This window comes from Acinetobacter sp. V104_13, assembly GCF_031798995.1.
Taxonomy (GTDB): domain Bacteria; phylum Pseudomonadota; class Gammaproteobacteria; order Pseudomonadales; family Moraxellaceae; genus Acinetobacter; species Acinetobacter pittii.
In genome coordinates, this window is the sequence record NZ_JAVQNP010000027.1 from 971140 (window position 1) to 988159 (window position 17020).

A 17020-nucleotide genomic window follows, 5' to 3' on the forward strand; every position below is an offset into this window, starting at 1 on the left:
CTTATAGTAACACGGCTATTTAATGTTCAATATTAAATAAGTTTTGCATTATTGTTAATTATACAATGCCGACAAATGACATAAGAAAATGGTTATTTTCCATCCAAACGTCTTTTTTACTATATGAGTATTTCATAATTATTAAGCTAAATTACCTATCCTTTCTACAAAATTTTATTCTTCTTAAGAATTAATCCATTGATTCATAATATTTTAATAAAAAAGTTGACTAAATTAGTCATTTTTTCCACATTTTCTATAGAGAGGCCCTTGTAATTTTTGAAATACACATCACTATAAAAAACATGGCAACCTCGTTGTCACTCATTAGGAGTGCCCATGTCTGAACTTATTATGAATGAAAAAACTGACTTAGAGCCTCAGGTTCCAAGTGTATTACCACTTTTAGCGTTACGTGATGTAGTGGTCTACCCACACATGCAAATTGCGTTATTCGTGGGTCGTGAAAAATCGATCAATGCAGTTGATGTGGCTCGTAACAGTGACAATTTAGTATTTGTAGTTGCGCAAAAAGATTCGCTTACAGAAGAAATTGATCACGATAACCTTTATCAGTACGGAACTGTCGCTAAGATTGTTCAAGTCGTAAATCATGAGAATGATGAAAACTGCATTAAAGTACTTATTGAAGGTTTACATCGCTCTAAACTTGAAAAGATTATCGATGAAGATAGCCATTTGACTGCTGAACACAGCTTAAGTCCAATGACAATTAACGTAGATAAAGCTACTCAAGAAACTCGTTTGCAAGAGTTACGTACTTTATTTGCTCAATATGCTGAAGCAAAATTACGTAATGCACGCGAACTTGTTGCTGCGGCTAATAAAATTGAAGACTTGCTACAACTCATGTTCTTCGTAGCAACACGTGTGCCTCTAAATATTGAAATTAAACAGAAGTTTTTAGAGCACGATGAGTTTGAAGCACATTTGCAAGAGCTTATGAGCTACTTGGTAAATCAATCTGCTGAACAGCAAATTGAACAAACTTTGCATGATAGCGTAAAACGCCAAATGGAAAAAAACCAACGTGAATACTTTCTAAATGAAAAAATGAAAGTCATTCAGCGTGAACTTTCTGACATGAATGGCGGTGCTGAAGATGACGTTGCTGAAATAGAGAAACGTCTTGCTGAAGCTGATTTACCTGAACACGTACGTAAAAAAGCTGAAGCTGAGTTCCGTAAGCTTAAAGCAATGCAACCAGCGTCTAGTGAAGCAGCTGTTGTACGTAACTATCTAGAAGTAATTTTAGATACGCCGTGGAATAAAGCGAGCAAAGTGAGTATCAACCTTGCGAAAGCACAGGAAATTCTCGATACAGATCACTACGGTTTAGATGACGTAAAAGACCGTATTGTTGAATACTTAGCTGTTCAGTCGCGTGTTAAAAAGCTTAAAGGTCCGATTCTATGTTTAGTAGGCCCTCCTGGTGTAGGTAAAACTTCACTTGGTGAGTCTGTCGCGAAAGCAACAGGTCGTGAATTTGTTCGTATGGCACTTGGTGGTGTACGTGACGAAGCTGAAATTCGTGGTCACCGTCGTACTTATATTGGTGCGATGCCAGGTAAAATTGTGCAATCTTTAACAAAAGTTGGCGTGAAGAACCCGTTGTTCTTACTCGACGAAATTGACAAGATGGCGCAAGACTACCGTGGCGATCCTGCTTCTGCATTGCTTGAAGTATTAGATCCATCACAAAACAGTAAGTTCAACGATCACTATTTAGATCTTGATCTTGACCTATCTGAAGTGATGTTCATCTGTACTGCAAACAGTATGAATATTCCAGAAGCCTTGCTTGACCGTATGGAAGTTATTCGTCTACCGGGTTATACCGAAGATGAGAAAGTTAACATTGCTGAACGTTACCTTGTTCCAAAAGCAATTAAGAACAATGGTCTACGTCCAAAAGAATTAACAATTCATGAAGAAGCGATCCGTGACATTGTTCAACGTTATACACGTGAAGCTGGTGTACGTAGTTTAGAGCGTGAAGTGTCTAAAATTGCACGTAAAGTGGTAAAAGAAGCAGTAAGTAAAAAGTCTAAAAACTTACAACTTGATGTGACTTCTGCCAATCTTCCAGAATACTTAGGTCCACATAAGTTTGACTTTGGTATCGCAGAAGATGAAGCACAAGTAGGACGCGTAAATGGTCTAGCTTGGACATCTGTAGGTGGTGAGTTACTTACTATTGAAGTTGCAGCTGTTAAAGGTAAAGGTAAATTCATTACGACTGGTTCACTCGGTGACGTAATGAAAGAATCTATTACTACAGCAATGACTTTAGTACGTACACGTGCCGATGAATTAGGTATTGAAGCTTCTCGTTTTGAAGAAACTGATGTACACGTTCACTTACCTGAAGGTGCAACACCAAAAGATGGTCCATCTGCTGGTTTAGCATTAACAACTGCGCTTGTATCGGCATTTACAGGTATTGCAATTCGTCCTGATATTGCAATGACTGGTGAAACAAGCTTAGGTGGTCGTGCAATGCGTATTGGTGGCTTAAAAGAAAAACTTCTTGCAGCACACCGCGGTGGAATCAAGCTTGTCTTTATTCCTCAAGACAACGTTCGAGACTTAGCAGAAATTCCTGCGAATGTTAAAGAAGGTTTGGAAATCAAAGCTGTGAAAAGTATTGATGACATCTTACCTTTAGCATTAGTTTCGCTGCCAAAGCCTTTACCTAAAACACCGATTGTAAAACCGGTGGAAGGCTCAAAAGCAGCACGTCACTAATTAAAAATATAAAAAAGAGAGCTTCGGCTCTCTTTTTTTTGTTACACAATTTGATTGAAAAATATCCAACCATCCTCATAATAGGTAATAAGAGTATTTAAATAAATAAGTACTCTTAACTATCTAATTCTTAGATAGCCTTGTTTTTATTCTCTATGATCATCTGAACTCCAGACAGATGATCATTTGATCGCAGTCCAACACTGTTTTTTGGACTGCGTTTTTTATGCCTGTCTGTTAAGATCGTCAGATACTTTCATTCATCAGGTATAATGCGCCAGCTGTATGTGAATGAATAGATAACATGAAAATTCGTATTCTGACCATTGGTCAAAAAATGCCTACTTGGGTTCTTACTGGTTTTGAAGATTATTTCAAACGTATCCAACCTTTTGTTCAAACCCAAGTTATTGAACTACCTATGGCCAAACGTGGTAAGAATGATTCAGAAGCGGATATTTTAAAGTATTGCCAAATTGAAGGCGAAAGTATTTTAAATGCTTTAAAACCTAATGAAACCTTAATTGCTCTTGAAGTTGGTGGTCGGGAACTAAGTACAGAAAAATTAGCTGATACAATGAAACAATGGATGCTTGAGGGTAATGATGTAGCACTTGCGATTGGCGGTCCAGATGGTTTGTCAGATCAGGTACGTAAAGCTGCCGCTTGGCATTGGTCACTTTCAAAACTTACCATGCCCCATCCTTTAGTACGTGTTTTATTAATTGAGCAGCTTTACCGAGCGATGAGTATTAACCACAATCATCCTTACCACCGTGCATAAAAGGAACAAACGTTTCATTTTAAGAACAATCCGTTGAAATCTGGATACTTTTATCATGTCCTGATTTTGGCATAATACCTATTATTCTGCTTTTCAAATCAGGTGTAATGAAATGGAACTACAAACGCTTCCTGGACTGTTTATTTCTCATGGCTCGCCCATGCTTGCACTTGATCCGGAACAAGTGGGACCTGCTCTACATCGTTTAGGTACAAATCTTCCTATACCTAAGGCAATCATTGTGATGTCTGCGCACTGGGAAAGTAAAGCACTTGAAGTAAGTATTTCGACTCGTCCTGAAACATGGCATGACTTCCGTGGATTTCCTAAAGAGTTATATGAAATTCGCTACAGTGCGCCTGGGGAACCAGCATTAGCAGAAGAAATCTTAAAATTATTGGCAGATGCTCACTTTCTTGCACATGCCAATAGTACACGTCCTCGTGATCATGGCGTATGGATGCCTTTATTGCATATGTACCCAGATGCAGACATTCCAGTAGTTGAAATTTCTTTGCCATCAAATTTAAGTGCACAAGAAATTTATCGTATAGGACAAACGCTCGCCCCTTTACGTGACAAACAAATTTTACTCATTGGTTCGGGAAGTATTACTCATAATCTTGCAGAATTATCTTGGCAAGGCGACAACTCTAAAGTTCCTGAATGGGCTTCAACTTTTAGAAATACTGTCGTTAATAAGCTTTCCCATCAAGATTATGATGGAGTTTTAGACTGGCAATCACTGCCGTTTGTGAAACGCAACCACCCTACGCTTGAACATTTTGCACCTTTGTTTTTTGCTATGGGTACAGGCAATCGCTTTACGATTGTTCATAGTAGCTTCACAATGGGCTCATTAGGAATGGACATCTATCGTTTTGATTAATTATTAAGAAATACCCCGTTTTGCGGGGTATACCATTATTTTTGTTGAAAATTAGAATAATTTACAAACTTATACATTTTAAAAACCGAAACAATCAAATGTTTACATTTTCTTTTTTTAAGAATGTTTTAAGCTTATTACTGTTGTTTTTTTACTTGAAGTTTTTAAATGAAAATTAAATATTTAATTCTTGCGTTATTACCTTTTTCTTTGATGGCGTGTCAAACAGTTACTAATACTCCTGCTCCAATTGTTTCTGAGCAACAACAAAACCTTGCAACCACTTTAGGTGAATATGCATGGACTTATCAAAATGTAAAAGCTTCTAAACCACTTATTCTTAACTTTAATGCAGATGGTAAATTAGCCATTAATACGGGCTGTAATGGCCAAGGCGGTACTTGGAAAGTTGAAGGCAACCAACTTGTTACTTCTAATCTTGTTTCAACGATGATGGCTTGCCAAGATGATTTAATGAAACAAGAACAACTTTCTACTAGCATCTTTAATGAAGCAAAATTACCAATTGAAATTAGCAACACTAATGGTCAGGTGATTTTAACGGTGACAGATAAAGCTGGTCAAAAACACATTTTCCAAGGTCAAAAAGCAGTTAATACTCAAGCTTTAACAGATTACTCTTGGTCATATCAGCCTGAAAATACTAAAAAGCCAATCGTTCTTAACTTTACAAATGATCGTTTATCTATCGCAACAGGTTGTAACCGCCAAGGAACAACTTGGAAAGTTGAAAATAATACGATTGTAACAGCTGACGTAATGTCGACGATGATGGCGTGTGAACCTGCTTTAATGAAACAGGAACAGTTCTCTAGCAGCCTCTTCCAAAAACGTGCAGTTCCGTTTGAACTCAATACTACAAATGTTGATCAACCAACATTGACAGTATCTGATGCTCAAGGTCAGAAATATACTTTCACTGGTAAAATGACACCTGAAGCAAAATATCAATCTGAAGGAAAAACAGTTTTCCTTGAAGTAGCTCCGGAAACTAAATCTTGTACTGGTGTTGCGCCACAAACTTGTATGCAAGTTCGTGAAATTAAATATGATGACAAAGGCGTTAAAACTTACGCTGACAAAAACTGGTCATTATATTACGGTCAAATCGAAGGGTTTGAACATAAACCAGACCAACGCGTAATTTTGCGTGTAAAACGTTTTGAAGTGAAAAACCCAGCTGCAGACCAATCTAGTCAAGCAGATGTATTAGATATGGTTGTAGAACAAGAGTTAGTTAAAAAACCTAAAAAATAAGTTTTTAGACTAAAAAAATCCGATGCTTATGCATCGGATTTTTTATTTCTATCTTAGAAAATACCTTGAGCAAGCATTGCATCAGCAACTTTTACAAAACCTGCAATATTGGCACCATCTACATAGTTCACAGTACCGTCTTCTTTAGTACCATATCTTACACAGTTGGCATGAATGTCTTTCATGATTGCATGTAAGCGTTCATCGACTTCAGCATGGGTCCAGCCTAAACGAATTGCATTTTGAGACATTTCTAAACCAGAAGTTGCCACACCACCCGCATTAGATGCTTTACCTGGCGCATACAAAATTTTAGCTTCGATAAAGCATTCAACTGCTTCAAGTGTAGATGGCATATTAGCGCCTTCAGCTACACAAATGATACCGTTAGAAATAAGTGTTTTAGCATCCTCACCTGTTAATTCATTTTGTGTAGCACATGGCAAAGCAATATCAACAGGAATATGCCAAGGCGTTTTTCCTTCAAAATATTCAAAACCATGTTTAGAAGCAAACTCGGAAATACGACCACGTTTAACGTTTTTTAGTTCTAAAACTTCAGCAAGTAACTCATCTGTAAAACCATTTTTTAAATAAACTGTGCCGTTTGAGTCCGACAAAGTAACAACTTTTGCCCCTAAGAACATCGCCTTTTCCGCAGCATATTGTGCGACGTTACCAGAACCTGAAACAGAAACAGTTTTACCAGCAAAAGATTGTCCACGGGCTTTTAGCATTTCTTCTGCAAAATAAACCGTACCATAACCAGTTGCTTCAGGACGCATTAAGCTACCACCAAATGAAATTCCCTTACCGGTAAAGACACAAGCGGTGTCGTTACTCAGCTTTTTCATCATGCCTGCCATATAACCAACTTCACGCGCACCCACGCCAATATCACCCGCAGGAATATCCGTATTTGGTCCTAAATGGCGATAAAGCTCAATCATGAGTGCCTGACAGAAGCGCATAATTTCAGCATCAGATTTACCTTTAGGATCAAAATCTGAACCACCTTTCCCACCACCCATTGGCAAAGTCGTCAGTGAGTTTTTAAAAGTCTGCTCAAAACCTAAAAATTTTAAAATTGATAGATTGACCGATGGATGGAAACGCATTCCACCTTTAAATGGACCAATTGCTGAATTGTATTGAACGCGGAAAGCACGGTTAACTTGAGTCTGGCCTTGATCATCCATCCATGAAACACGGAATTGAATCACACGCTCTGGTTCAACCAAACGTTCTAGCAATCCCTGCTCTGCATATTCCGGATTTTTTTCAATAAATGGCCACAAACTCGTCATGACTTCTTCGACAGCTTGTAAGAACTCAGGTTGATGCGGATCACGCGCTTGCACGTAATTCAGGAATTCATTCAGGTTGTTGTATTTCAATGCACGGTCCTCAGCATAGTAATGAATTAAATTGGTGCAATACATTTTTAAATGCATCATTTAGCAGCAAAATATTAAATCCCTTTCCATCAATTTTAACAATACTTATTTTAAATTATTTTATTTATCTTAATTATCAAAAACTTATTTTTAGAAAAACTACTTAAAAATAAGAAATAGTCATTTATCTTTTCATTTTTATTGATCTATTATTGTGCAATATTAGCTACATTTTAGGTCAATCAAAAAGCCAATAAATTCGTTAAAATCCATTGACCTTACTTAGGTTTTTCTTCATTATCGCATCGTTTTAACCAAGCTATTTGCCCACTATGAATTCATCTATTTCTCTCATACGCGAGATCGATGCGTTATTACCACAGACTCAGTGTGGTTTATGTGGACATCGTGATGGATGTCTACCCTACGCAAAGTCGATTGCTGAAGGTGAAGAAGCGAATAAATGCGTTCCAGGTGGTCAGCCTGTAGCCGATGCACTCGCAAATCTATTAAATCGTCCTGTGTTAACCGCTGAAACTAGCGTATGGCCTGTACAAGCCGATGGGCGCCCTCAGCGAATGAAAGCGATCATTCGAGAAGATGAATGTATTGGTTGCACCAAATGTATTAGTGCTTGCCCTGTAGATGCTATTATTGGAAGTGGTAAGCTCATGCATACCATCTTGACTGACTTATGTACAGGTTGTGAGTTATGTATTCCACCTTGTCCGGTAGATTGCATTGATTTGGTCGAAGACACGCAAGTATTACCAAATGAGCAACAGCGTATCGCTGAACAAAATGATTTAAGACAACGTTATTACGCTCACATTCAGCGCGAAGAAAAACGTCGTACTCACCGTAAGGGGCCTGTAGTACGTGCTGAAATTGATACCCAACTGTTTGCCCAGTTCTCTCAGGCACTTGATGAAGTACCTTCAATCGAGCTCATCGAGAAACCTAAAGAAGTTGTGTCAACTGATGCAAAAACTACAATTGAGTTAGCGAAAATTCGTACGCAAATTAAGAAACTGGAAAAACAACTCAGTGTACGTGAAGATGCTAAAAAACGTCTTCAACTTGAAGAACTTCAACAGCAACTCATGCAATTACAGGAGGTCTGAATGGCCGTCAAGAATATGACGAAAAAGCAGATTCAAATTTTCTTTGAACGCCTTCGCGAACAACGACCTTCACCTCAAACCGAGTTAAAATATTCCTCTCCATTTGAGCTACTTATTGCAGTTATGTTGTCAGCTCAAGCGACCGACGTAAGTGTTAATAAAGCAACTGATAAACTCTACCCTGTGGCGAATACAGCTGAAAAAATCTATAACTTGGGCGTAGATGGGTTAAAGGAATATATCAAGACAATTGGTCTCTATAACGCAAAAGCCGAAAATGTCATTAAGACCTGTAAGATTTTAATGGAACAATTTAACGGCGAAGTGCCAAGCAACAGAAAAGACTTAGAAGCTTTACCAGGCGTCGGACGTAAAACAGCTAACGTGGTTTTAAATACGGCTTTCGGACAACCCACCATGGCTGTCGATACTCATATTTTCCGAGTAGGAAATCGAACTGGTTTAGCAGTAGGTAAAAATGTTCTTGAGGTTGAGCACCGCTTAATTAAGGTCATTCCTAAAGAATTTATTTTAGATTCACATCATTGGCTCATATTACACGGTCGTTATTGTTGTATCGCCCGTAAACCGAAATGTGCAGAATGTGTGGTTGCAGATGTCTGTAACTGGCCTGATCGCTTTGAATTTGGCGCACAAAAGCAAATTGCCATTAAAAATATTGAAGCTTAAAAATATGGTTGGGTATAGGGATCATACCCAATCAAACTTACTTTAGTCGCTTTTTTTCATTACGCTCTTCTTTTGCTTGTTTTTGAACCTGTCTTAGCATTTTGTAGCTTTGAAAAGCCAAAAATATTACTAGTGCCAGACTCAGCAATACCACCAAAATCAATATGATTTTCATATTGTTCTCCTGCACCTAATCAAAGAAATGAGCCCTCACAAAGAGGGCTCATTATCACAAACAATATTAAATTATTTGTCTAAGATGTTGAACAAATCTTTTTGTACATCTTCAATTGTACGCAAGCCATCAAGCTTGTCATAAGTTGGAGCATTTTCACCAGAAGCAGCACGGCCTTGGTAGAAACCAACCAGTTGCTCTGTTTCAGTGTGATAAGACGCTAAACGCTTACGGATTGTTTCTTCTTGGTCATCTGGACGTTGAACAAGATCTTCACCAGTTTCATCATCTTTACCTTCCACTTTAGGTGGATTGTATACAGTGTGATAAACACGGCCAGAAGCTGGATGCTGACGACGACCAGAAAGACGTTTTACGATTTCTTCATCAGGAACATCAATTTCAATCACGTGATCGATGCTAATCCCTTCTTTTTCCAAAGCTTCAGCTTGTGGAATAGTACGTGGGAAACCATCGAAAATGCAGCCATTTGCACAGTCAGGTTGAGCAATACGTTCTTTTACTAAACCGATAATAAGTTCATCTGAAACCAAACCACCAGATTCCATTACACTTTTAGCTTTTAGACCTAATTCAGTACCTTCACGAATCGCAGCACGGAGCATATCACCGGTTGAAATTTGTGGGACATTGTAGCGCTTACAGATCAACTGAGCCTGAGTCCCTTTGCCTGCTCCAGGTGGTCCGAGTAAAATAATGCGCATAAAAAACATCCTCATTTAAAACAATGAATATGAAGTCCGGCAGAAAAAGTCTCGTTAATCTTCAATAGATCCTGCCTGACATCGAATTATAAGAAAGCCACAAACAAATGTATTGTACCAGCAATAAATCCGGTTACCCCACCTAGTACAATAAGAATCCACTCATCCTCCTGAAATGCAGGACGTAATAAATTCTGAAATTCTTTTGGTGTTAGTTCACGAATACGCTCTTTAAACATTTGAAAAATCTTCTGTGCCCGGCTTGCGTTCAGTGCTGGGTCACATACGGGTCCCATCGTAATTTCAATTGAACGATCAATCAAGTCCGTCTTTAATCTTGCGTACTCTCTTGGTCCTAAAGAAAGCTGTAAAGAGGTGCGAACTAACGGGGTTTCCATGATTTCGTTAATATGACGCTTAACAATGCGGCGCGTTTTATCTTTACGCGGCCCGTACATCATTTCGGTCATAATCGATTTTAACGTGATCAGATCTTCTGTGACTACGCTCGAAAACACATCAGAGACTTCCTCTTGACGCTTCATGAAAGCGCCTTGGACATTATAGGTCCCAATTCGGAGAACTGGTACAATCCATGGAAACTTACGATCTTTTGTTAATCTAAAAATCTGTGGATAACGAATATAATGCGGCTCAATTGGGTTAAATACCATCCAGATTGCGATCCAGTTAGTTAAAAAGCCCCAAATTGCAGCCCAAAATGGTACTGTCCAGTGCCATGGTACTACAAACCAAACCACCATTTGGAAAATACCAAAGAACATCCCAATCAGTGCACTAATATGCCAAATAAAGTTAATTTCTTTTTGACCCACCTTTAAGAACATACGTACCATTAAACGGCGATCACCTTCCATCTGGCTCACGACCATTTCACGCATGTTAACCAGTGACTCTACATTCATGGTCAGCTCAGTCACTAATTCTTTTAGCACACCCGGCAATTGCTTATGTGCTTGAGCATAAATACGGCGTTTAATTGAATAAGGTAGATTTTCCCAAAGTACGGCATTACGATCGATCATTACTTCATCAATAAGATGTTCAAGTTCAAAACCGACTTGTTCACCAATAATACGGGCCATATCTTCAGGATCCATTGCTTCTAAAAATTCACGCAATGAGCCTAATTTAGATAAAGTGTTATCGGTAATAATTCCAGAGATACGTCCTGCTTTACGTGGCACGATACCTTGCCAACCTACTGGCAATGGTCCTAAATGGAATCCCCAAAATTTAATTGGGTAAAATACCATTTTTAAAGCCATCCACACATGTGCCCATGTGACAAAAGCCGTTACGGGAATAATACTCAAAACGGCCCAAAAATCAGGTCTGTGTAAAAAGGTCTGCCACAATCCACTGACGTACTCTAACATGTAAGACTCTCGTATTTATTTGTGCTCTGCTTATGGCGAGTTAACGATAAACTGCTTTGTTTTATAAACCAAAACTTAGAGAATAAGAAAATTGAATTTGTGGTTTAGTATCTGCAGCAACATTTCCGTTCTGGTCAGTTAATTTTTCAGCCGCACCGATACCCACACTAAAAGTGCTAATTCTTTCTGAATTTAACCACACATAGGCCAAATCAACACCCGCACCTAAACGGGATTTAAAATCACCATCAACCTCTTTACTATCAAGATGACCAGCATAGAAACCGATATAGTAACCATTTTTGTCTGTGCCAGTAAGATAATAAGGGTATCGGAAGCCAACTTGACCACCAGCGGTTTTGTCACCATTCAAAAATGCACCGGCTTTGGCATAGGCAATACCATACGGATTTACCCACTCACCGTTAAGATGTAATAATTTTTGAGTAACGCCTGCACCCACATTCCAGGTAGATGCATTATGTCCTGCTAATTTTGCTTCCGGAAGAAACGAGTAGTCTTGAGCATGGGCCCAACTACTTACTGTCAAAACTGCAAGTAAGGGATAAATTTTTCTCATTATTTTCTCCATTTTCCCTAATCGTATGGTGAGAACAACCCTATTCTATTGAATGAGAGACTTTAACAGAATTATTTTGCTTCTTATATACAAGTATCTACAATTTTGTTGTCTGCAAAGTCAAAAAGTATCTTATTAAAATGCAATGAAACTTTGAAATTTGTGCAATATTTTAAGCGCTCTTGCGTTAGAATAAGCAGCTATTTTTCTACCCTATGTCATTAAGTCGATCCTTATGAAACAGCACTTTCCTTTAAAAGATATCCAGCAAGAAAAGCGCATTTATCGAGGTCGTATCTTTTTTGCCGTAGGGATCGTGACCATCTGCTTATTAGTCTTAATTAGCCGATACGCTTATCTACAAATTTTTCACTACGACGAATTCTCGACTGCATCTGACAAAAACCGAATTCGCTTGCAGCCACTTCCGCCTGCTCGTGGTTATATCTATGACAGAAACGGTGTATTACTAGCAGATAACTATCCTGTTTTTACAGCAACTTTAAGTAAAACAGATGTAGAAGATGTTGATAGTGTCATTGAGCAATTACAACCTATTTTAGATTTAACACAAGAAGATATTGACCGTTTTAAAAGCCGTATAAAAACTGCCCGTAAAACTGAACGCGTCGCGATTAAACTTAATCTAACTGAAGCTAATATTGCTAAATTTAGTGAAGCCAAATATAAGTTTCCGGGTGTTAGAATCGAGACACAAATGACTCGCTACTATCCACACGGTGAGTTATTTGCTCATGTGATTGGCTATGTCGGGCGTATCAACGATAAAGAATTAAAAAGTATTGATAAAGACTTATATGCTGGGACCAACCTAATTGGAAAAATTGGTGTTGAGAAAAGCTATGAAGACCTATTGCACGGAACACCCGGTTATGAATCTGTTGAAGCAGATGCACATAGTAATGTATTACGTCATTTAGGTCGTAAAGACCCTACTCGCGGTAACGACCTCTATTTATCTTTAGATTACGGTTTACAGGTAGTTGCATCTCAGCAGCTCGCAGGTCGTCGTGGAGCTATTGTCGCTATTGATCCTCGTACAGGTGAAATTCTAGCTTTAGTGTCTAGTCCAAGTTTTAACCCTAATTTGTTTGTGACAGGCATTAGTCATACTGACTACAGTTCACTACGTGACAATTTAGACCAACCTCTTTATAACCGTGCTGTGCAGGGTGTATATCCCCCTGGTTCTACCATTAAACCAATGGAAGCAATGGGTGGCCTACACTACGGTATCGTAGACTGGTCAACGGCAATTTCTGACCCTGGTTATTTCCATCTACCAGGTGATTCACATAAATTCCGTGACTGGAAAAAATCTGGTCATGGCATCGTGAACATGCATAAAGCCATCATTATGTCATGTGATACCTATTTTTATATTCTTGCCCATCAAATGGGTATTGATCAAATGAACCAATGGATGCGCCAATTTGGATTTGGTCAAAAAACAGGTGTCGATTTACCAAGTGAAAGTGAAGGCCTTTATCCAAGTCCTGAATGGAAAATGCGTACGCGTAAAGCGAAATGGATGAAGGGTGAAACTATTTCTGTCAGTATTGGTCAAGGCGCGTTTACAGCCACTCCATTACAGCTTGCGATGGCAACAGCAATTACGGCAAATCATGGTTCTCATGTAACGCCTCATGTTTTACGCGCAACGCATGGTGCAAAACCATTTACAGTACGTAATGCACCTGATGGCAAAATCAAATTCAACGGCACTGATGAAGACTGGATTCAAATGCGTGATGCCATGATTGATGTAATTCAATCAGGTACTGGCCGCGGTATTCGTACTCCCCTCTACCAAATTGCAGGGAAAACAGGTACAGCACAGGTTAAGAGTATTGCACAGGGTAAACGCTATAACGAAGCAGCCTTGAGTGAACGTCAACTTGACCATGGTTTATTCGTTGGATTTGCCCCTGCTGAAAAACCTGAAATTGCGATTGCAGTCATTTGGGAAAATGGTCGTCATGGTGGTTCAGCTGCTCAACTTGCAAGACCTGTCTTTGATTACTGGCTATTAACTCGTAAGAAAAACCCGATTCGTCCAGCAAATCACCAAGTCAATGGCGGGTTAATGACAGCAGGTATTAAACCGGGTGAACTTCCAAGCGGCGGTGAAAGTTCTGGTCCAGCATCGGCTACAGCTACCACCAACAAACCAGCAGCATCAACACCGCAAGCTGCTCCTGCTCGTCCTGCTACCAATGAGGCCGATGAATAATGAAAAATCAATTACGTATAATTGGCGGCGAATGGAAAAGACGAGTACTGCCTTTCGCTAGCATTGATGGCTTACGCCCAACCCCAGATAGAGTACGCGAAACTCTATTTAACTGGCTCATGTGGGATATTCAAAATGCTCAAGTTCTCGACATCTGTACAGGCTCTGGTGCATTAGGTTTTGAGGCTCTGTCACGTGGTGCTGCATCTGTTTATATGATTGAGCCTGACAAAGCTCAGGCACGATTTTTAAAAGATAATATTGAACTATTAAAAGCCCAAAACTGTCATCTAATTAATACAACGGCTCAACAAGCCCTACCCCGCTTAAAAGAACAGTTCGATGTGGTTTTTTTAGATCCACCTTATAGTCTTGATTTATGGCAAGAACTCTCGAACTTGGCCGAGCCTCATATTAAAAAAAATGGATATATTTATGTTGAAGCTGACCGAGATTTATCCCAGCTTCATCTTCCAGCAACATGGCAACAAGTTAAAACCACTAAAGCGGGTACAGTTCACGCGGGGCTTTACCAGAAAGTAAACGAATAAAAAAGGTAACTTAAAGCTACCTTTTCCTTTGCAAAGTTTTAGTTAGCTTAAGCCAATCACTGCAACAACTGCTGCACAGGCGCCAACAATTTTTTTGCCATATGGCACATATCGGGTAAGCACAGCACCCAACACCAATCCCCCCAAATAGATGAGCGCCATACTAGCAACCATACCAGTTACTAATGCAACAATATGCCCCGCATGTGCTAACTCAACACCATGAGCCATACCATGGAAGCTTGCAAGTAATGCCGCGGCAATTGGTAAAACTTTATTGGATTTTGTCCATAGGGCAATTGCTGTAATAACTAAAGAAGCAACAATGCCGTATTCAGCCATATTAACTGGTACCAAACCTTGAGCACCTACTAAAAAGCCTATAATTAAGGTAATACTTAAGGCAATAACTCCAGCAATTTTCCACTGTTTAGCAGCTGACCACAACAAGACACCAAAACCTAAAGCCATCACTAAATGGTCTAACCCAGTAAAGGGATGAATAAAGCCCGCCATAAAACCAGAATGTGCATGGTCATGTCCCGGATGAGCCATTGCAAGTGCTGGCAATAATGAAAGGAGCACTACACTCCATTTTTTCATGAAGTCCATAATCTCTCCTTAAGCTTTAAACAGCCCTTGTTTCTCAATAAACTGAATAATTTCTTCAAGACCATCTTGTGTTTTCATGTTTGAAAATAAGAATGGCTTTTCTCCGCGCATGCGTTTCGCATCTTGGTCCATTACATCAAGGTTTGCACCTACCATTGGCGCAAGGTCAGTTTTATTAATAATGAGTAAATCTGACTTGGTAATACCCGGGCCACCTTTACGAGGAATTTTTTCACCACCAGCCACATCAATGACATATAAAGTTAAATCAGAGAGTTCAGGACTAAATGTCGCTGCCAAATTATCCCCACCGCTTTCAATGATAATAAGTTCTAAGCCTTCGAATTTTTCACACAAATCATCAATTGCAGCCAAGTTAATTGAAGCATCTTCACGAATAGCTGTATGCGGGCAACCACCAGTTTCTACCCCCACAATACGATCTGGTGACATCGCCTCATTACGGGTTAAGAAGTTTGAATCTTCTTTGGTGTAAATATCATTTGTCACCACAGCCATATTGTATTTATTACGCAAGGCTAAACATAAATTAAGTGTAAGTGCTGTTTTACCCGAACCCACTGGTCCGCCAATTCCAACTCGTAATGGACTACGCTCTGTCATGATTTTTATCCTTTTTCCTAAACTTAAGATCTGAATAACCGTGAATATTGTGTTTCGTGTTTCATGCTCAGCATGGCATAACGAGGTAAAGCGCTGCTCAATTGCTCGTCATTAAGCTTCAAAGCTTTCTCTACCGCTTGTGGTACTAAACCATGTAAGTGCCATAAAATTCTTTGTCCTGCCATTTGTCCTAAAGGAACAGTTTTTACTGCGGCTAAAACCTGATTTTCCAAAACGGTAAAGGTATATGCCGTAAGCACATCCTCTTCTTTAAGTTCTAAACGACCACAGAGCTGCGCATAGACAGGCACAAAACCAAACTGCTTTTTAACCTCAACTGCTTCTCTTAAAACATCTTTAATCCATGCATTTAAAGAAAATGCCAGCTGTTGAGATTCTGCCAAAAGTTCTTTACTTTCTCGGCTGGCCTTATACAAATTTGCCCAAACCAAGAACTCTTCTGAGTCATCATGATGCTGCATAAGACGCTTTAGTACGGGCAACTCAAACCTCACCAACAACATCTCAAGCACTTCTTCAAAGTAAGCAATTGCCGAGGTTTCATCATGTATTAGGCCAATATCAATTGCTGTTTCTACACCTTGCGAATAACAATACGCTCCAACTGGCAATGCCGTAGAAGACAATGTCAGTAATTGCAGTAATTGCGCGGCACTATGAATGGACATGATGTAAAGCTTTGATTGGGCTTAAACGATGGTCATGGCTATGCTGTGCATAGGCACCGCTTTCAGGTTCAAACGGATGATCGGTTTCAGTCACCGTAAGTCCTAAACCTTCTACCATTTCTGCAAGCACATGATCAGGCTCAAAATACAAAGCTGTAGGGGTCAACATTAACGGTACATGTCTATTACCTAAGTGATAGGCAGCTTTAAGCAAATCAAAATCGGTTTGAGCAGTGACTTGCATTAATCGCTCAGGTTTCGCGTCAACACGTAATACATCACCCTCTTGAGTTGCAATATATGAACCACTACGCAAAATACCAGTACGCGGTAAATCAGCACCAATATCGATGCCACTCGCTAAAGCTGCTCGAAAGCGGGATTTTTGGCGGGTATCAAAAGTCAGTTCAACCGTTTCAAATGCCTGATCAGGAGAAATATCTTCAAGTCGTTGGGTATAGATTTTCATTTAGCTTTTC

General features: G+C 39.3%; 17 protein-coding genes. 8 read left to right on the forward strand and 9 right to left on the reverse strand.

The window, feature by feature from the left end; genetic code table 11:
• The first annotated feature begins 339 nt into the window (after positions 1-339).
• The 4 genes from lon (at position 340) to RMB06_RS17390 (ending at position 5720) form a co-directional block, all read left to right on the forward strand.
• On the forward strand, positions 340-2769 hold the full coding sequence (gene lon / locus RMB06_RS17375; protein WP_032037256.1) for an endopeptidase La: 2430 nt from the start codon (positions 340-342) through the stop codon (positions 2767-2769).
• 304 nt (positions 2770-3073) lie between these two features.
• Positions 3074-3553, forward strand: a complete 480-nt coding sequence (gene rlmH, locus RMB06_RS17380; protein ID WP_057106629.1) for a 23S rRNA (pseudouridine(1915)-N(3))-methyltransferase RlmH — start codon at positions 3074-3076, stop codon at positions 3551-3553.
• Positions 3554-3665: 112 nt separating this feature from the next.
• Positions 3666-4442 carry a class III extradiol ring-cleavage dioxygenase gene (locus RMB06_RS17385; protein WP_311080556.1) on the forward strand — a complete coding sequence of 259 codons (777 nt, stop codon included), beginning with the start codon at positions 3666-3668 and terminating at the stop codon, positions 4440-4442.
• 168 nt (positions 4443-4610) lie between these two features.
• Entirely contained in the window at positions 4611-5720 is a 1110-nt protein-coding gene (locus tag RMB06_RS17390; RefSeq protein ID WP_311080558.1) for an META and DUF4377 domain-containing protein, read from the forward strand.
• A 53-nt stretch (positions 5721-5773) separates the two neighbouring features.
• Here RMB06_RS17390 and gdhA read toward each other — a convergent pair whose 3' ends face one another.
• Positions 5774-7177, reverse strand: coding sequence for an NADP-specific glutamate dehydrogenase (gene gdhA / locus RMB06_RS17395; RefSeq protein ID WP_311080559.1), 1404 nt, complete (start codon positions 7175-7177; stop codon positions 5774-5776).
• Between the two features lie 272 nt (positions 7178-7449).
• Between gdhA and RMB06_RS17400 the strand changes: the two genes are divergently transcribed.
• Both RMB06_RS17400 and nth read left to right on the forward strand, forming a co-directional pair.
• Complete coding sequence (locus RMB06_RS17400; protein ID WP_044100622.1) at positions 7450-8241, forward strand: RnfABCDGE type electron transport complex subunit B; 792 nt, start codon at positions 7450-7452, stop codon at positions 8239-8241.
• A complete protein-coding gene (gene nth, locus RMB06_RS17405; protein ID WP_002117539.1) occupies positions 8242-8931 on the forward strand; it encodes an endonuclease III in 690 nt (229 codons plus the stop codon).
• Positions 8932-8968: 37 nt separating this feature from the next.
• On the opposite strand, the gene RMB06_RS17410 is transcribed toward nth, so the two are convergent.
• The 4 genes from RMB06_RS17410 to RMB06_RS17425 all read right to left on the reverse strand — a co-directional run bounded on the left by RMB06_RS17410 (position 8969) and on the right by RMB06_RS17425 (position 11811).
• Positions 8969-9106, reverse strand: coding sequence for a hypothetical protein (locus RMB06_RS17410; protein ID WP_002117672.1), 138 nt, complete (start codon positions 9104-9106; stop codon positions 8969-8971).
• A 71-nt stretch (positions 9107-9177) separates the two neighbouring features.
• Positions 9178-9831 carry an adenylate kinase gene (adk, locus tag RMB06_RS17415; protein ID WP_002117671.1) on the reverse strand — a complete coding sequence of 218 codons (654 nt, stop codon included), beginning with the start codon at positions 9829-9831 and terminating at the stop codon, positions 9178-9180.
• A gap of 86 nt (positions 9832-9917) precedes the next feature.
• Positions 9918-11231 (reverse strand): membrane protein, encoded by a 1314-nt coding sequence (locus RMB06_RS17420; RefSeq protein ID WP_005070566.1) that lies wholly within the window; start codon positions 11229-11231, stop codon positions 9918-9920.
• Between the two features lie 61 nt (positions 11232-11292).
• A complete protein-coding gene (locus tag RMB06_RS17425) occupies positions 11293-11811 on the reverse strand; it encodes a hypothetical protein (protein ID WP_002117557.1) in 519 nt (172 codons plus the stop codon).
• Between the two features lie 235 nt (positions 11812-12046).
• Here RMB06_RS17425 and mrdA point away from each other — a divergent pair, with 235 nt between their 5' ends.
• Both mrdA and rsmD read left to right on the forward strand, forming a co-directional pair.
• Complete coding sequence (mrdA, locus tag RMB06_RS17430) at positions 12047-14065, forward strand: penicillin-binding protein 2 (RefSeq protein ID WP_005802923.1); 2019 nt, start codon at positions 12047-12049, stop codon at positions 14063-14065.
• Positions 14065-14616 (forward strand): 16S rRNA (guanine(966)-N(2))-methyltransferase RsmD, encoded by a 552-nt coding sequence (gene rsmD, locus RMB06_RS17435; RefSeq protein WP_017387153.1) that lies wholly within the window; start codon positions 14065-14067, stop codon positions 14614-14616. The genes mrdA and rsmD overlap by 1 nt, the downstream gene beginning before the upstream one ends.
• 42 nt (positions 14617-14658) lie before the next feature.
• Here the strand turns inward: rsmD and RMB06_RS17440 are convergent, their stop codons facing one another.
• Genes RMB06_RS17440 through ureE form a run of 4 tightly spaced genes read right to left on the reverse strand, consistent with a single transcriptional unit; the run spans position 14659 to position 17010 of the window.
• A complete protein-coding gene (locus RMB06_RS17440) occupies positions 14659-15228 on the reverse strand; it encodes a HupE/UreJ family protein (RefSeq protein WP_309165330.1) in 570 nt (189 codons plus the stop codon).
• Between the two features lie 9 nt (positions 15229-15237).
• Positions 15238-15852: an urease accessory protein UreG gene (ureG, locus tag RMB06_RS17445; RefSeq protein WP_002117800.1), complete on the reverse strand. Its 615-nt coding sequence runs from the start codon at positions 15850-15852 to the stop codon at positions 15238-15240.
• 23 nt (positions 15853-15875) lie between these two features.
• Positions 15876-16541: an urease accessory UreF family protein gene (locus tag RMB06_RS17450; protein ID WP_311080562.1), complete on the reverse strand. Its 666-nt coding sequence runs from the start codon at positions 16539-16541 to the stop codon at positions 15876-15878.
• Positions 16528-17010, reverse strand: a complete 483-nt coding sequence (ureE, locus tag RMB06_RS17455) for an urease accessory protein UreE (protein ID WP_017387150.1) — start codon at positions 17008-17010, stop codon at positions 16528-16530. Before ureE ends, RMB06_RS17450 begins: the two co-directional genes overlap by 14 nt.
• Positions 17011-17020 lie beyond the last annotated feature (10 nt).

Excerpts from the sequence above, each read along its gene's own strand:
- ureG (WP_002117800.1), bottom strand. The coding sequence starts at position 15,852 with ATGACAGAGCGTAGTCCATTACGAGTTGGAATTGGCGGACCAGTGGGT.
- ureE (WP_017387150.1), bottom strand. The coding sequence starts at position 17,010 with ATGAAAATCTATACCCAACGACTTGAAGATATTTCTCCTGATCAGGCA.
- adk (WP_002117671.1), bottom strand. The coding sequence starts at position 9,831 with ATGCGCATTATTTTACTCGGACCACCTGGAGCAGGCAAAGGGACTCAG.
- RMB06_RS17440 (WP_309165330.1), bottom strand. The coding sequence starts at position 15,228 with ATGGACTTCATGAAAAAATGGAGTGTAGTGCTCCTTTCATTATTGCCA.
- RMB06_RS17410 (WP_002117672.1), bottom strand. The coding sequence starts at position 9,106 with ATGAAAATCATATTGATTTTGGTGGTATTGCTGAGTCTGGCACTAGTA.
- lon (WP_032037256.1), top strand. The coding sequence starts at position 340 with ATGTCTGAACTTATTATGAATGAAAAAACTGACTTAGAGCCTCAGGTT.
- RMB06_RS17385 (WP_311080556.1), top strand. The coding sequence starts at position 3,666 with ATGGAACTACAAACGCTTCCTGGACTGTTTATTTCTCATGGCTCGCCC.
- RMB06_RS17450 (WP_311080562.1), bottom strand. The coding sequence starts at position 16,541 with ATGTCCATTCATAGTGCCGCGCAATTACTGCAATTACTGACATTGTCT.
- RMB06_RS17400 (WP_044100622.1), top strand. The coding sequence starts at position 7,450 with ATGAATTCATCTATTTCTCTCATACGCGAGATCGATGCGTTATTACCA.
- RMB06_RS17425 (WP_002117557.1), bottom strand. The coding sequence starts at position 11,811 with ATGAGAAAAATTTATCCCTTACTTGCAGTTTTGACAGTAAGTAGTTGG.
- gdhA (WP_311080559.1), bottom strand. The coding sequence starts at position 7,177 with ATGATGCATTTAAAAATGTATTGCACCAATTTAATTCATTACTATGCT.
- nth (WP_002117539.1), top strand. The coding sequence starts at position 8,242 with ATGGCCGTCAAGAATATGACGAAAAAGCAGATTCAAATTTTCTTTGAA.
- RMB06_RS17390 (WP_311080558.1), top strand. The coding sequence starts at position 4,611 with ATGAAAATTAAATATTTAATTCTTGCGTTATTACCTTTTTCTTTGATG.
- rsmD (WP_017387153.1), top strand. The coding sequence starts at position 14,065 with ATGAAAAATCAATTACGTATAATTGGCGGCGAATGGAAAAGACGAGTA.
- rlmH (WP_057106629.1), top strand. The coding sequence starts at position 3,074 with ATGAAAATTCGTATTCTGACCATTGGTCAAAAAATGCCTACTTGGGTT.
- mrdA (WP_005802923.1), top strand. The coding sequence starts at position 12,047 with ATGAAACAGCACTTTCCTTTAAAAGATATCCAGCAAGAAAAGCGCATT.
- RMB06_RS17420 (WP_005070566.1), bottom strand. The coding sequence starts at position 11,231 with ATGTTAGAGTACGTCAGTGGATTGTGGCAGACCTTTTTACACAGACCT.